Origin of the sequence: Marinomonas gallaica (genome assembly GCF_001639745.1) — a bacterium.
In the GTDB taxonomy this organism is placed as follows: Bacteria; Pseudomonadota; Gammaproteobacteria; order Pseudomonadales; family Marinomonadaceae; genus Marinomonas; species Marinomonas gallaica.
Window position 1 is genome coordinate 65,813 of sequence record NZ_LTAX01000012.1, and the last position, 15,515, is coordinate 81,327.

The 15,515-nt window shown below is 47.1% G+C and carries 17 protein-coding genes; 7 read left to right on the plus strand and 10 right to left on the minus strand.

The annotated features are described in order from the left end of the window. The first annotated feature begins 2 nt into the window (after positions 1–2). Both cyoE and puuE read left to right on the plus strand, forming a co-directional pair. Positions 3–938, plus strand: coding sequence for a heme o synthase (gene cyoE, locus AYW76_RS12255; RefSeq protein WP_067220480.1), 936 nt, complete (start codon positions 3–5; stop codon positions 936–938). Positions 939–1,352: 414 nt separating this feature from the next. Continuing rightward, positions 1,353–2,282 (plus strand): allantoinase PuuE, encoded by a 930-nt coding sequence (puuE, locus tag AYW76_RS12260; RefSeq protein WP_067220483.1) that lies wholly within the window; start codon positions 1,353–1,355, stop codon positions 2,280–2,282. A gap of 39 nt (positions 2,283–2,321) precedes the next feature. On the opposite strand, the gene AYW76_RS12265 is transcribed toward puuE, so the two are convergent. Continuing rightward, positions 2,322–2,918 (minus strand): hypothetical protein, encoded by a 597-nt coding sequence (locus AYW76_RS12265; protein WP_067220487.1) that lies wholly within the window; start codon positions 2,916–2,918, stop codon positions 2,322–2,324. A 141-nt stretch (positions 2,919–3,059) separates the two neighbouring features. Beyond that, positions 3,060–3,893, minus strand: coding sequence for a helix-turn-helix domain-containing protein (locus AYW76_RS12270; RefSeq protein WP_067220490.1), 834 nt, complete (start codon positions 3,891–3,893; stop codon positions 3,060–3,062). A 233-nt stretch (positions 3,894–4,126) separates the two neighbouring features. On the opposite strand from AYW76_RS12270, the gene AYW76_RS12275 reads away from it, so the two are divergent. Further along, a complete protein-coding gene (locus AYW76_RS12275; protein ID WP_269448104.1) occupies positions 4,127–5,209 on the plus strand; it encodes a methyl-accepting chemotaxis protein in 1,083 nt (360 codons plus the stop codon). Here AYW76_RS12275 and AYW76_RS12280 read toward each other — a convergent pair. Further along, positions 5,206–6,198: an NADP-dependent oxidoreductase gene (locus AYW76_RS12280; RefSeq protein WP_067220497.1), complete on the minus strand. Its 993-nt coding sequence runs from the start codon at positions 6,196–6,198 to the stop codon at positions 5,206–5,208. The genes AYW76_RS12275 and AYW76_RS12280 overlap by 4 nt on opposite strands. A 172-nt stretch (positions 6,199–6,370) precedes the next feature. Here AYW76_RS12280 and AYW76_RS12285 point away from each other — a divergent pair, with 172 nt between their 5' ends. Beyond that, complete coding sequence (locus tag AYW76_RS12285) at positions 6,371–6,721, plus strand: DUF2834 domain-containing protein (protein WP_067220502.1); 351 nt, start codon at positions 6,371–6,373, stop codon at positions 6,719–6,721. A gap of 18 nt (positions 6,722–6,739) precedes the next feature. Next, complete coding sequence (locus tag AYW76_RS12290; protein WP_067220505.1) at positions 6,740–7,366, plus strand: methyltransferase family protein; 627 nt, start codon at positions 6,740–6,742, stop codon at positions 7,364–7,366. Between the two features lie 3 nt (positions 7,367–7,369). Here the strand turns inward: AYW76_RS12290 and AYW76_RS12295 are convergent, their stop codons facing one another. From AYW76_RS12295 to AYW76_RS12320, 6 genes are all read right to left on the minus strand, one after another. Further along, on the minus strand, positions 7,370–8,227 hold the full coding sequence (locus AYW76_RS12295) for a DMT family transporter (protein ID WP_231872604.1): 858 nt from the start codon (positions 8,225–8,227) through the stop codon (positions 7,370–7,372). A gap of 18 nt (positions 8,228–8,245) precedes the next feature. Continuing rightward, entirely contained in the window at positions 8,246–8,644 is a 399-nt protein-coding gene (locus AYW76_RS12300) for a TM2 domain-containing protein (protein ID WP_067034958.1), read from the minus strand. 9 nt (positions 8,645–8,653) lie between these two features. Continuing rightward, positions 8,654–8,884, minus strand: coding sequence for a membrane protein insertion efficiency factor YidD (yidD, locus tag AYW76_RS12305; protein WP_067034955.1), 231 nt, complete (start codon positions 8,882–8,884; stop codon positions 8,654–8,656). Positions 8,885–8,894: 10 nt separating this feature from the next. Further along, a complete protein-coding gene (locus tag AYW76_RS12310) occupies positions 8,895–9,104 on the minus strand; it encodes a DUF4177 domain-containing protein (protein ID WP_067034953.1) in 210 nt (69 codons plus the stop codon). 105 nt (positions 9,105–9,209) lie between these two features. Next, the gene (locus AYW76_RS12315) at positions 9,210–9,692 is read right to left on the minus strand and encodes a YehS family protein (RefSeq protein WP_067220623.1); all 483 of its coding nucleotides are present in this window, start codon (positions 9,690–9,692) and stop codon (positions 9,210–9,212) included. Positions 9,693–9,828: 136 nt separating this feature from the next. Further along, positions 9,829–10,866, minus strand: a complete 1,038-nt coding sequence (locus AYW76_RS12320) for an NAD(P)H-dependent flavin oxidoreductase (protein ID WP_067220509.1) — start codon at positions 10,864–10,866, stop codon at positions 9,829–9,831. A gap of 295 nt (positions 10,867–11,161) precedes the next feature. On the opposite strand from AYW76_RS12320, the gene AYW76_RS12325 reads away from it, so the two are divergent. Continuing rightward, positions 11,162–12,841, plus strand: coding sequence for a hypothetical protein (locus AYW76_RS12325; protein WP_067220513.1), 1,680 nt, complete (start codon positions 11,162–11,164; stop codon positions 12,839–12,841). A 151-nt stretch (positions 12,842–12,992) separates the two neighbouring features. Beyond that, entirely contained in the window at positions 12,993–14,663 is a 1,671-nt protein-coding gene (leuA, locus tag AYW76_RS12330) for a 2-isopropylmalate synthase (RefSeq protein WP_067220516.1), read from the plus strand. Here leuA and AYW76_RS12335 read toward each other — a convergent pair. After that, positions 14,649–15,452, minus strand: a complete 804-nt coding sequence (locus AYW76_RS12335) for an AraC family transcriptional regulator (RefSeq protein ID WP_231872605.1) — start codon at positions 15,450–15,452, stop codon at positions 14,649–14,651. The genes leuA and AYW76_RS12335 overlap by 15 nt on opposite strands. Positions 15,453–15,515: the final 63 nt, after the last annotated feature.

A 15,515-nucleotide genomic window follows, 5' to 3' on the forward strand; every position in this document is an offset into this window, starting at 1 on the left:
GTATGTTTAAGCGGATATCATCGTCGCAAAAACCAGAGCAACATAGTGTGTTCGACCGTTACGTAAAAGTGACCAAGCCGGGCATCATTATGGGCAACTTGATCTCTGTGGCGGGGGGGTACTTCCTCGCCGCTCGCGGAGACATCGATTGGCTACTTATGCTGGTGACCATCATTGGATTATCACTGGTCGTGGCTTCTGGTTGCGCAATCAACAACTGCATCGACCGCGACATTGACGCCAAGATGCAACGTACTCGTAACCGCGTAACAGTTACTGGTGAAATGTCGCTGAAAGCGGCATTAGCACACGGACTGGTACTAGGCGTGGTTGGGTTTAGTTTACTGGCGTACTTTACGAACGCTGTGGCTGTGTTTTTCGCAGTTTTCGGTTACTTCGTATACGTCGGTTTATACAGCCTGTACTTCAAACGCAATTCGGTTTACGGCACGCTAATTGGTAGTTTGTCTGGCGCAGTCCCTCCTGTGGTGGGTTACTGTGCTGTGACGGGTCAATTCGATGCGGGTGCGGCGATTTTATTGGTGATGTTTAGTATTTGGCAAATGCCTCATTCTTATGCCATTGCCATTTTCCGCTACAAAGACTACGCAGCGGCGGGTATTCCAGTGCTACCTGTAGCCGAAGGCATTCAAAAAGCGAAACACCATATTGTTTTGTGGATCGCCGTGTTTGCCGTCGCGTCAGCATTGCTACCTTTGACAGGTTACGTAGGTGTCGGCTTTATGGCCGTCGCCGCGTCAACCAGCCTCTGGTGGCTTGGTATGGCCCTTAAAGGCTACCGTGCTGACATTGATGTGAACCGTTGGGCACGCCAAGTGTTCTTCTTCTCCATCATTACCGTTACGGCATTGAGTATTACCATGTCGTTAGACTTTCGTGACGTAGCCCCTGACTATCTCGTTATGCTATCGAACTAAGTCTGATTCGTCTGACGAACTTCAAAACGCCCCGCTGGGAAACCAGCGGGGCGTTTTTCGTTTGTGTTAATCTTATAAGATGTGCCATGGATTTTGGATTTGTGCTAACTCGCTCATGCACTCGCGTCTGCCACTAAGTATGGCTTGCTATGCCATGGCATACAGCATGGTCTGATATAAGTTATTCGCGATGGTGATTTTTTGCTAACTGTACCCGCAAGCGATTACCTGCTGTATAAGTATGGATACAAGTTTATGCTTAGAGGCCAGCTGCTATGCTTGCATTAAAACTGGCAGAGTCTTTGCTTTAATTAGGCATCAAAACCTCCAAAGTGGGGCAGTATGGCGCGCCAGTAAATAAACCTTTTATTGGTCGCTGTGAGCATTGGAATCGCTAGTAGAAGGATGTCACTCATGAAACATTACTTAGAACGAGATTACGCCGGATACGGACGTGCTAACTTGCCAAAAGTTGAATGGCCAAACCAAGCCCGTATTGCGTTGCAATTTGTGCTGAACTTCGAAGAAGGCGGTGAAAATTGTGTGTTACACGGCGATGAGCATGCAGAAACCTTTTTGTCCGAGATCTTTGGTGCGCAGCCGTTTAAAGATCGTCATATGAGCATGGAGTCGCTCTACGAATACGGCTCTCGCAATGGTGTTTGGCGTATCCTGAATGAGTTTGAAAAACGTGGACTGCCGTTATCTGTGTTTGCTATTGCCACCGCATTGAAACGTAATCCAGAGGTCGCAAAAGCCTTTGTTGAAGGTGGGCATGAGATCGTTTGCCATGGTTTAAAGTGGATCCATTACCAAGAAATGTCCATCGAAGAAGAGCGTCAGCACATGCAGGAGGCGCTGCAAATGATTCAAGAAGTGACGGGTGTGATGCCCATGGGCTGGTACACTGGACGAGACTCACCCAATACACGAACCTTGGTCGCCGAACAGGCTCAACTGCAATACGACTCTGATAATTATGGCGATGATCTGCCGTATTGGGTGGAAGTACCGCATCATGAAGACAAGACCACAACTAAGCCTCATCTGATTATTCCCTACACGCTAGATTGTAATGATATGCGCTTCGCATCGCCTTACGGATTCAGTCATGGCGAAGAGTTTTTTCAGTATTTGAAAGACAGTTTTGACTGCTTGTACGCCGAGGGAGAAAGAACCCCCAAGATGATGTCGATCGGAATGCATTGCCGTACTTTAGGCAAGCCAGCACGCTTTATGGCGTTAAAGAAATTTCTCGATTATGTGCAATCGCATGATGGGGTATGGGTAGCACGGCGAGACGATATTGCCAAACATTGGATCGCACATCATCCGCCAGCTTGAAGAGTTCAGATAGAGAGCATCCCGTGCCCGATTGCTATCTTATTGAGAGTCAAGAATGTAGCAAGTGGGCATCGAAAAGTGGGTGTTTTCATAGCACGCCAGAAGTGCCTGCTCTTCTGCTTCAGTTTGAGTTTCTGCTTGTGTGCTTGCTTGAATACCCGATAAATTGCCAGCAATGGCTTTGTGGCCTGAGGTGGCTTGATGTTTATCCCAGTGGGCTGCATCGCGGTAAGCGATCACTTCTTTAGGGTAGTTATCTTGGTTTAAGGGCGCTCTATCGGTTGTGGATTCGTCTTCTAAACGACAACCCGTGTTTTGGTTTTGAGTGTACGCATGGCACAGCCTTAGCGCTTCTCGACGGGCTATTTCAATAGACAGCTTGTCATCAGCAAAACCAGTCGCTCGTGGAATGCCCTGTTTATCCCAATAGACGGCGAACGCTTTGTTGCCCGTTTTATCAAGGTATACTTGGTACTCATCTTCAAGCCATTGGGTTTGCTCTAACGCTTCGAAAAAGTGTGGGCGTAGCGTCTTTGATGATGCTGTAGAGTCGGTATTATGAACGATAGAACAGGCACTTAGCGTAGCCACAGTAAGCGCAGCTAGGCTTACTGTAAGTAGAGGCGAAGTTTTCATCTAATGCTCCCTGATGATTGATTAACCGTCATTGGTTTCATCCATTTATAAATACTTTATGACAATATTATATGTAATTCAGATGGTTAAGTTAAGGTTGTTTAAAGCGATAACATTGGTCAAGTAGAGCGTATTTTTTGCTTAGTAGCATTCAATTCTCCCGATATAACTGGGTTGTCGTACTTGGTTTTTATAATCCATTGGCGTCGCGTGTACGAGCTGCTTGAACTCCCGTAAAAAGTGAGATTGATCGCTAAAGCCTAAATTATGCGCCATATCTGATAATGTCATTTGATGGTTATGATGGATGCTGTATATGGCACTTTGACAACGCACGATGCGGCTAAAGCGCTTCGGGGACATGCCCATATCCGCACGGAAGACTCGTTGAATGGTTCGAGTTGTGTAGTCCGTGAGCATGGAGAGTTCATCCATACGGATGTTCCCTTGGCGATCAAAAATACATTGCATCACGGCCTGTGTGAGTGAGGATAACGAACGTGCGGTATACGGTTCAAAAAAGCCCTGACACAAGGCTACTCGCGCTGCGAAACCTGAATTCTCAACAATGCCTTCAAACAACGACTCCACGTGAGGGGCAAGCTCTAAAAGGTTGTACCCATGTTGAACTAAGTCCTCAGCTGAAATCGCCATCCAGTCGGGAACGGTGCCTGAAGCAAAGCGCACACCGAAGTAATGGTGGTCGTTTCTTATATCGGCTTCAATTGCTTCGATAGGGGTTCCAAATACCCGTGCACCTGGGTACGTGGCGTCACAATCAAATAATATATCGACACAGCCATCTGGTACAGCAAGCGTTTTAGTCGGACTGTCACTGGCTTTAAAGCTATAAAAGTGAGAGATGCTTGGATGATTAGAGTGCGCCAAACAAAATGTTTCAGCGGCACTTAAGACCATCCAAGGTTGTTTCGAACGAATTCTCTTTAAATCAACAATAGTCGCATGATACGGCATTTTATACCCCGTCTAGGAGACGTTATAAATACGTTGTCTCACGGTTAAGTTGTTATTTTCTGCCTAGGTATTACTTGTTATAGCATGTCGCAAAAATTCTATACATCCAATATCGGTAACATTAGCATCGAAGCATATCCCTATTTTTAGCTTGAGCATTTAAGTGTTCACGTACCTTTTCGTTTCAAGCCTAAAATAATGAATCGTTAATGAATCACTTCGAGGTGTTAACAATGTTTGGACAAAAACGAATACGTGTTCTGGAACAAGAACTTGAAAGAGCGCATCAAGAAAACCAAGCATTAGCGAAAGAAGTTGAAGACTTAAAGATACAGCATGAATCATTGCCCTCCATAGAGCAGGTAGACACTCGAGCAAGCACCGCCATGACCAGTGCGTTGTTGCAAAACCAAACGTCGGCCATGCAAGGTGCGCTTGAGCTTATCAATAAAATATTAGACCAATTGTTTGAACCGATGAGTGCATCAGAAGGTGCGAACGAGGAGATCGAACAGAATAAGCAAGACATTTCGACGTTGACACAGAAGATGTTTGCAATTGCACAACAAAGCTCGGCCAGCTTGGAAAACGTGAATGCGTTGAAAGATATTTCATCGGAGATTAGGGGGTTTACGGACACCATTCAAAGCATTTCTGAGCAGACCAATCTATTGGCTTTAAATGCTGCGATTGAAGCCGCTCGTGCTGGAGAGCAGGGGCGAGGCTTTGCAGTGGTAGCGGATGAGGTGCGTACTTTGGCCACGAAAGCAAAGGAGTCGAGCGATAAAATCTCGACCTTAGTACTGCGCATCGATGAGCGAACGCAAACGGTTGCGGATCAAATTGGCGGTTTAAATACCTCTGCTACGGATGTGAGTGAGTCGTCAAGACGATTGGAAGCATCGTTTGAACGCACCGCACAGAACAGTGATCAATTGTCGAAAGCGAGCTACTTGTCGATGACCTTTGCACACCTGACGTCGTCCATGTTAGATCTACATGTGTGGCGTTCAAGCGTTATCTTGGCGGCAACCGATGACTCTAAAAATTGGCCGAATGCCGTTGAGAGCACAGGGTTCTGTCAGTGGTATTATCACGATACGGATAACGACTTTAATTTCCGTCAACAAAAAGCTTTTATCGCCATTGATTCGGATTTAAAAGAGCTGCAGTCGTTAGCCGACGAGGCTCATCAGCTAACGCTGTCTGAAACGTCCGAAGTCACTCAGATGGATCAAAAAATGGTCCGAGCGATTGGTACGATACGCAGCCATATGGAAACGGTTCAGACTTATTTACTGCAGCATTTATCTTAAAGTGCAACGATCAATTTTCCTTTATTCTCTCCACGGAATAATAAGTTGATACCATCAGGGGCTTGATCTAAACCGTTTAATACATGCGCTCGATAGGTGAGTTCGCCTTTACTTAGCATTGCACCAAGCGCTTGACCGTATTCTGGGATACGGTGCCAATGATCAGGCATAGTAAAACCTTGAATAGTTAAACGGCGTTTAATAATGCCCACCCAGCTAGGTCCTGGCGATGCTTCCGTCTTATTGTACTCTGCGATCATGCCACATACGGCAATGCGGCCGTGCGGGTTCATTGCTTCAAAGATCGGCTGTTGAGCAATGCCACCGGTGTTTTCAAAGAATAGATCGATGCCATTTTTGGCTGCTGCATTGAGTTGGTCTGCAAAATCGGCGTCTTTATAATTTAGAGCATGATCAAAGTTCAACTCGTCTTTTAGCCAAGCGCATTTTTCCTTTGAACCGGCGACACCAATGACTGTTAGGCCTTTGTTTTTTGCCATTTGTCCGACTAGTGAGCCAACGGATCCAGCCGCTGCGGTAATGGCAATGGTTTGACCTGATTCCGGTTTGAGTACTTCAAAAAGCCCGTGGTAGGCGGTGATGCCGGGAAGTGCAATAACACTTAGTACGGCTTCGGCAGGAAGTTCGGCGGGAAGTTTGTTAAGGCCACTACCATCGCTGACCGCGTATTCCGTTAACCCCATAAGGCCCATAACGCGCGTCCCCACTGGGAATTGCTCATTGTTCGACTGCTCAACGAAGCCAATGCCGCTAGCGCGCATGGTATCTCCCAGTTGAACCGGAGGGATGTAACTGTTTTCGTCGGCGCTCATCCAACCGCGCATGGCAGGGTCCAATGAAAGATGAGTTAGTTTCACCAACAGTTCGCCGTCTTTTAATGTTGGAAGTGCTTGGCTAGTGGTCTCGAACAGATCAGGTGTGATGGCTTCTGTGGGGCGTTTAACCAGTTTGATCGCTTGATAAGTCATAGGTTTGGTTCCGAATCTAATAAGTATAAAATCGAGCCTAGACCTATTTGACCAATAGGTTAAGTAGTTGAGGCTAAAATGATGGGCCTTTCCATAGTTGTTTAATAATTGGTCGGCGTTTATTCTTACTTTAGGAAAGCAAAAACAATCATTTTTCGTGAGGGATCACTGTATGACGCGATTTTATCTATTGATGTGCGTCTTAGGCACGGCGTTACCGTTTAGCAGTTTTTTACCTTGGATCACGACGTTTGGCTTTGATTTACCTCTAATATGGCAAGGTATCTCTCATCCGCTCAGTGCTTTTGCATGGCTGGATGTAGTGGTATCAGCGCTGGTGTTATTTGGTTTTATCATCGTGGAAGGCCGTCGTTTACGTATGTCTAAGCTTTGGTTACCTATTATGGCAACCTGTATCGTCGGTGTTTCGTTAGGGCTGCCACTGTTTTTGTATTTACGTGAACGACAATTAAATGAAACAATCAACGCTAAGTCTGATCTTAGTTTCCCTTCTATTAATTAATGGGCTCATCATTCGTTCGTGAATATTTTTACTTCCCCTGATGTGATCCAAGAGTTCACACGAGTTTACTTAGCAGTCTTCTACACTGTCGTGGCATTGTTTTACACTGTTCGGATTATTACCTTAAAGCGCTCTACTGGTATGGAACGTGTGTATCATGGACCGTTTATGTCACCTAACTGGTGGCATCATAAAGTATTCGGCGTTTTTCGCGTGACTATTTGGATGGTGTGTGTAGTGCGCTGGCTGTCCCCAAGTACTGACAGCTATCTTGGTATTTTTCCTGCCATATCCTCATCATGGAGTCTGATGTTAGGTGATATTCTGCTTACGTTTGGTTTTGCTTGGACGATTTGGACGCATTTTTCATTGGGTAGACAGTGGACCTCTGGGATCAGTCAAATAGGTCCGACCAAGTTGGTCACACAAGGCGTCTATCACTACAGTCGCAACCCCATATATATCGGGGTGCTGGTGTCTCAGTTTGGGTTTGTGTTGGCGCTACCGTCTTGGTTTTCAGTGCTGTGTTTTGCGATTGGAGTCACAACCATTTTACGTCAAACTCGAGAAGAAGAGCGCCATCTAGCTCAGCTTTTCCCTAAAGAATACCCTGTTTATCAAGCGCAAGTGCCTCGTTGGCTGTAAGAGTTAGACGCGCTTGGCTAATATCACCGTCAATATCCCACCTAAAATACACAGTGCAGACAATAGCAGTCGTAAGCTAATAGGCTCAGCGATAAATAATACGCCACCAAAGGCTGCAATCACAGGTACCAGTAGCTGTAAAACACCGGCTTGCGTGGCACTCAAATGAGATAGCACAAGATACCAAACGGTGTAGCCTAATCCTGAAGCAATCGCGCCAGAGAGAATGGCATAGAGCACGCCTTGATAATCAAGTGAAAGCGTCGACCAGCTTGCCAGCATCAAAATAATGACGAATGGTGTGCAGCGTAGAAAGTTGTAAGCGGTGTCGGCTAATGGGTCACTAGAACCTCTTCCAAGTAATGTGTATAACCCCCAAGCAGCGCCTGCGATAGACATCAGCAGCACACCGGATACTGATGGCGTAGAGACTTCAGGCCAGACCAAATAGACAAACCCTAGAAAGGAAACCCCAATCCCCAGCCATTCTAATTTGTGTAAGACGTGTCCTTTCAACAACGACACAGCCACCATAGTGATTTGCACCATACCAAATAAAATCAGTGCGCCAGTTCCTGTCTCAAGCAGCAGATACGCGTAAGAAAACCCCGTTGCATAAAGAAACAACATAATACTGGCAAACCAACTGCCGTTAGCTTGCGTGGTAGCAGGGCGTTTTTGTCGAAGCCATAAAATCGACATAAGAATGGCGCTGCCCGACAGTAAGCGAATGCTGGTGAAGCTGCCTGCGTCGATTAGCGGTTCTGCCAGCGCCATACGTGTCAGAACCGAGTTAGCCGCAAATGCGATCAAAGCCAGGGCCGTTAGCAGTCCAACTTTAACAATAGGTTGAGTCGACACATTGGCTCCTAATCGATGCTATGGCATGTTTTGTAGTGGCTTGAGTAAGCGCCAACCCAGTTTGTTGTTGTAATCGGCAACTATAATTTGGCTACGGAACAAAGCGGGCAGCTCAAGTAAGCTCACTAAAATCAGCAGCGCTACGCCAAGTAGGGGAATGATGAATAATAGAATGCACCCGATCAGCATAAGCATCAGGTCTACTATGCCTGCTAGCCATTCTTTTAGGTAAAAGTTATGCAGCCCAGAGACAAAAAACCAATTGAGAGTGGCATAGGTATCCGGGTCTTTGAGTTGAGGTGTGTATTGCTTGTAAAAGAGACTGCGTTGTTCGTCAGATAAATTGCGTAGCGCTAACCGAAGCGCTTCATCTTGCTCTGTCACTTTTTCCGAGCGTAAATGCCAAGCTTCAAACATTTAGTCCCCTTAATCGACAGGGTCGTCGATTTTATCTACACGGTCGCGCTCATTGCACCGTTTTAGGCGCTTAAACGCCATGCAGCAACCTTTTATCGAGCCGTGTTTTAAAATGGCTTGGCGAGCGTATTCTGAACATGTCGGATTAAAGTTGCATGACACGCCGAATTGCGGTGTACCACCACCTTTTTGCTGATATCGATCGATACGTTGAAGTATAAAACGCTGCAACCAAGCCATAATAAAGGGGTTAACGGCCTAAAGTGAGAATAACCGTTTCACGCGTCCAAAACAGCCAAAAGCGCTTTTGTTCAATCACTTGGAAGACCATTTGCCAGCCTTCAGAGGCCGCTTCATTCAGTCTCGACTCAAGACGTTTGATCGGTAAACCTGATGAACCTAAAAGCAGTGTGCCACATCCGCCTTCGGTTACGATTTCGACTTTGTATTCCTTGTACATTGCTAAGTTCTCCAATTTAAGATGCTGGGATAATAGTTGGCAGTTTGTTAGCAATACATGGAATTTGCAACTAAAAATAGGCTAGCGTGGGCTAGCCATAGAGGGTTAAGCGTCAGTCGCTTTGCTTTTTGAAGAACGTACATGCAATTGTAGTCCGAGCAAAAAGTAACGCAAAATCTGGTCTTTACACTCACGGTAGTGGCGGTTGTCCGGTTTACGGAAAAATGCACTGAGCTCATGTTTACTTAGGTTAAACTCTGCCAAGCGCATCATTTCCAACATGTCTTCTGCTTTAAAGTTCATCGCGATACGAAGCTTTTGCAGTACGATGTTGTTGTTTAAACGTGTCTCAGGCTCAGGCTGTTCGCCGTCACGTGGACCACGCTTTAAGACGATTAAACCGTTTAAGAAAGATGCCAGCTCGACATCTTCAATTGGCTCAAAGCCGTCTACATCATCTTTTTTTAACCAAGCCGCTACTTGCTCTTCTGTTACTGTTACTTGCGCTAACGCGAAGATTTCCACCATAGTGCTGTCTTTAAAATCGAAGGTGTAGCGTACGCGACGCAAAATATCATTGTTGGTCAAAATAGATTCCAGTAGTCGATAAGCCCAGCTCAATCCACATGATTGCTGGTAAGCACGCATGGTAACAGACAAGCACTACTGCCAGCACCGAATTTTGACGCGATTGGCCGGTAAAAAGGGCTTTTCAGTGTATGTATTACGTCTCTTGGGTTAGTTTATGCGTCATAGCGGCGGCGGAGATCGCGTCGCAGCCACTGACATTTTGCCCTGCCCAAAGCGGAGAAAAATCTCCCGAGCCTTGTTTTTCTGCGGCCGCTCGAAGCGGCGCGATAGCTGCGGAAGCCAATGGGAAAGCCGGTGTTTTCTGGCTCATTGGCCCCAACTCTGTCATGGCACGATTGACGATACCTCGTGCGGCGCCGCCACTGAATAAATTGGTCAAAGCGGAGACGTGAGCCGCATTACTTTGCAGTGCTTCACGGTGAATAGGCGTGGTTTTCGCTTCGTCACATAACAAATACGCAGTACCTACTTGCACGCCCGCGGCTCCTAAGCTCATTGCCGCTTGAACCCCTTTGGCATCGGCAATGCCACCCGCGGCAATCACCGGAATGGATACCGCATCAACGATTTGCGGCAGTAAAGCAAAAGTACCGACTTGCGTGGTGATATCTTTATCTAAAAAGAAACCACGATGGCCTCCGGCTTCTAGACCTTGGGCGATGATGGCATCGACACCATGTTTTTCGAGCCATAGTGCTTCTTCAACCGTGGTCGCAGAGGATAAAACTTTGCCACCCCACGCACGAATCTGTGCAATGAGCGAGGGTGAAGGCAACCCGAAATGAAAACTCACTACTGGCGGCTTAAAGTGTTCTAGCACCTTGGCAAAGTGTTCATTAAATGGTGTACGGCCAGCCCCTGATTCTATTGTCGCAAGGTCGAGACCAAACTCCTCAAAGTAAGGCAGCAGAGCGGCACGCCAACCGCCTTCAATGGCACTATCAGGCTCTGAGGGACGATGGCAAAAAAAGTTAACGTTATAAGGTTTATCCGTTTTACGGGTCAGTGCCGTTAATTCACGTTCGAGCGCTTCGACATCTAACATAGCGCAAGGTAAAGACCCAAGACCGCCAGCATTAGAAACCGCCGCCGCTAGTTCATGATCTTGCACGCCCGCCATGGGCGCTTGGATAATGGGCAACTCAATGCCGAACACTTCTTGAATTGTCATAATGCCGCCTTACTCAGTCCATTGTTATAAAAACAGGCTACCACTGAATCATGACGGAATGAAATTAAGATTTTTGCCATTCTGCTTGAGGCTCTACAGGCGTGACAAACTCGATCCAAGAATAGTCCTGTAGAGATATTGGCACAGGCTTTGCGAACGCCTTTATAGCAATACCGAATCTGCTTACAAAACGGCATTTTTGCAGATTTTATCCACGGGACAGAGGAAATAAGCGGTTTAAAATTGCCATGTCTGCTCTCTCGCCCGTTATGTTTGATTATCAAAAGGAGTTTGTATGAGTATAACGTCAATAAAACTAAACCCCGATCTAGTGGGACGAGTGAGTCAAAATACCGCGACGGTGCGAGAGTTTAATGAGCTTCGCTCAGAGGGTTTGATTGGGGAACAATCTGGGGCGCTGCAAGAAACCAATCCTCGTAACAGCTACGACGACCCCATCGTGCAGCAGGAAAAGCTTAGATTCTGGAGTGAGCGTACCAATACTCAGTGGTGGGCGATGATGGAGGATGGTGAACACGGCCAGCAAGCGGCCAATTACTTGGCACAAATGACGGCAGAGAAGCGTCAGCTAGCCGCTGATTATCTTGCTAATTTCAACGATCTAGCGGATGCCTTGCAAGCACATTTGGGTGATCAAGCGGGTGGCGAAGGTGATTTGGACCAATTATTAGATAATGTTGCAGCTGGACGCGCGCCGACATTGAACGCCGATGGCTCCAGTGTGGAACATGCCGAACAGATCCAACCATTCTGGCAAGCGCAACAAGCCAACATCTCTGAAGTTGAGCAGCAATATGAAGGTTTAAAATCCTTCCCGCAGCATCTGTCTGAGTGGTTTAATGATAAACACATTGAGCGTTCAGCAGAAGTCGATGCGATGGTCGAGAAGCATCGCTACAGTGGCTTGAATGGTTTAAGGGAACACAGTGAAGCCTTAAAAGAAAGCTATCGTTTTAATATCCGCGACGGTGAAGAGGCGCAAAAAATAGTGCCGAGTGAACTTGGTGGTCTTCGTTCTAAAGACAACTTTTCCCTTTTCGATGCCTTGCTATTCTCTTTTCCCGTGCATGAAGACTATACCAAGCGATCCATCCAAATGGCGCTGATGCTGGGCGATGCGGGCGCTATGAAAAACGCTCTCGCCACCGGTATGATGCAACAAGAGCAGCAAAGCCAGCTTGCCAAATACAGTAATATCTACTCAACAGTGTCAGCGAATATCCAAGCTCAAATGCAAAGTATCGAACCTAGCATGTCGCTCCAGGAAATTTTGGATAACCTTGCATCGGGTAAAGACCCAGCGATGCTGCCTGGTGACAACTTACACCCAGATGCAGACAAAATTCGAGACTTAACAAACAAATTTGGTGGATTGATCAATGCGGTGCAAGCCCAGCAACAGCAATTTGAAGACTCCCCCAAGACAGTGGGAGAATGGTTGAAGCAAGGTGAAAATAGTCAACTATTCGACCAAATGGTTTATGACAAATTTGGCTTAGAGCCTTGGGAAGTCGGTACTAATAGTCGCTTACTACGTGAGTCCAATAGCCATCCAGGTCTAGCGTTTTTCCAGCAACAAGGTGAAGACTACCGACAGAAAGTTATGGATGAAGCGGTCGAACGTCGTGACCGTCTTGAGTCGCAACTCTTTCAAATCACTGGTGGTGACGGCACACTCGATTTAGACACTGTGCTGCATAACTTCCGCTTCAATCTTCCTCTTGGGTTGATGGAAAATGGTGAGATTCATGATGCCAGTTATTCTCTAAAAGCCTTTGTCGAAGACAACATGGACGATATTGCCAACCATATCGACTGGTCTTGGGTGCTTGGTGAACAAGAAAACCTCACCATGATCGACTACAACCAGTGGATGGGTTATGACCGTGCGGAGAAAATCGCCGAGCCAGTAGTAGATTGGTTATTGGAAAGCTTGAGATCTAAGAAGTTTTAACGCGTATTGAGAATGACAAAGAGTGACAGTCGCCTAATTTCATCGGGTGGCTGTCCATTTTAAGACGATTGTTGTCAGTTATACCTCAGACGGACATTGGCAGGCTTTTTACTATCTTCGCTCTCATTCGTTATTTAGGAGCGTTTCGGTCATGTTAGACAATCCGGCAAGAAAATACCCTGCTGCCCACATCATTGATTACCCCCAGCGTACTTGGCCAGCCAAACGATTACAGGCTCCGCCTAGGTGGTGTTCAACAGATTTGCGAGATGGCAATCAAGCGCTCGTAAATCCAATGGATGCGCAACGCAAACTGACATTTTTTAAGCATCTAATTGCCTGCGGATTTAAAGAAATTGAAGTGGCCTTTCCTGCCGCTTCTGAGGTTGATTTCGCTTTTGTGCGTTTATTAATAGAAGAAAATCATATTCCGGAGGACGTTACTATTCAGGTGATGACTCCAGCTCGTCCAGACTTGATTGAACGCACGATCGTTTCCTTGAGCGGTGCCTCGAAAGCGATAGTGCACGTCTACAATGCAACAGCCCCGATCTTTCGTGAGATGGTGTTTCAAAAAGACAAGGCGGAACTGATCGCATTGGCCACTGCTGCGGCGAAGCAAGTTCGTCAATTGTGTGAGCAATTCCCGCAGACGGATTGGACACTGCAATATTCGCCGGAAACCTTTTGCTTTACGGAAGCGGACTTCGCGTTGGAAATTTGTGAAGCGGTCGCGCAGGTATGGGAGCCAGAACCCAAGCGTCCTTTGATCCTCAATTTGCCAACGACAGTTGAGGTAAATACCCCCAATGTATTTGCGGATCAAGTAGAGCACTTTATGCGCTCTTTTTCAGACTTGAAGAACATCACTATTAGTGTACACCCGCATAATGATCGGGGAACGGGGGTTGCCACAGCTGAAATGGCAATGTTGGCAGGTGCGCAGCGAGTAGAGGGGTGTTTATTTGGCAATGGCGAACGCACAGGCAACGTAGATCTTGTCACCCTTGCGATGAATCTTTATACGCAGGGCGTCCATCCTCAATTGCAGTTTGCCAATATTCGGCAAACCGTTGAAATTGTCGAACAGTGTAATCAACTTCCGGTGCATCCGCGTCATCCTTATGGCGGCAGTTTGGTGTTTACGGCGTTTTCTGGTTCTCACCAAGACGCCATTAAAAAGGGCTTTGCTCATCGAGCTAGGCTGGGCAGTGAAGCGTGGCATATTCCTTATTTACCGCTTGATCCTCAAGACGTCGGTTGCAGTTACGAAGAGGTGATCCGAGTAAACAGTCAGTCAGGGAAAAGCGGAGCGGCTTGGCTACTACAGGAGAACCATGGGCTAAGATTACCGCGAGCATTGCAGGTTGATTTTAGCCAACATGTGCAGCGCCAGACGGAGCAAACAGGCAAGGAAATCTCGCAAGCACAGGTGTGGCAGCTGTTTCGTTCGCTCTATGGGGTACTAGAAAACCGTCCACTGAGTTTGCTGCACTACACAAGCGAATCACGCGGGGCGGAGCAACGCGTCACGGCGACACTGCGCTATGGCGTGGAGACATTGTCGCTTCAAGGGCAGGGGTGCGGGTTATTATCTGCTTTATCTGATGGTGTACAAAAAGCGTTCGATTGCGTATTAAACATCATGGATTACCAAGAACATACACTGGGGCCGCAATCGAGTAGTAACGCGATTTCTTATATTCAAATTGCCTCCCCTAGCTGTGCCGTCACGCACTTTGGCGTGGCCATTGAAGCCGATGCGAGCAAGGCTGCTTTGCAAGCCTTGTTGAATGCCGTAGCGAATTTAATACGAGAGTGAGGGGAAATAATCCCGAGGTGAGACCCCCAGTCGGCTTTTAAACATCGCACTAAACGCACTGGGGCTTTCATAACCAATAGCCAACGCCGTATCCAAGACGCTATGGCCCATCCCTAAGCTTTCCAGCGCGTATTGCAGTCTTTTTTGTCGCAGCCATTCGCTAAATGTCATCCCTAGCTCTTGCTGAAAGCGGCGTAATACGGTTCTCTCGCTGACGCTTAACCATCCCGCAATGTCGGCGGTTGTCCAAGGGTGTGCAATACGTTGGCTAATGTCGTGGCAGAGCTGCTTTAGGTCCGCTGAGGTAGGAGTGGGTGCATAAAAAGAGAGCCCTTTTAAGCGCCTGAGTTCATCGAGAATTAATTCGATGATGCGTTCATCACGACTGCCTGTCGGACGCTCCAAAGGCACGTTAATCGCTTCGACGATCAGTGCTTTCAGCAATAAGCTGATATCGACGACGGTACAGCGGTTTGGTAAATCTGCCCGCGCCAACGGATCGACAAATAAAGTGCGGACTTTTACCGCGCCGCTGATATGTAAACTATGGGGAACACCAGCAGGAATCCACATGCCTTTAGAGGGCGGGATCACCCAACTGCCTTGTGCTGTTTCGATACGTATCACGCCGCTTAACGAATGGAGTAGCTGTGCGCAACGATGGCTATGTTCTGCTTCAACGGTGCCATGTGGATAATCTTTTGCGTAAGCAACAAGATTGTGCGAAAGCACTTGATCGGTAAATTTCATAGAGGAATTGCGAATGCCCATTGGTTGGTAGAACAGCATTGAATATAACGGTCTTACCGCGATGCGCCTAGCCATGAGGCTACTTGGCTAGGCGGTTCTTGT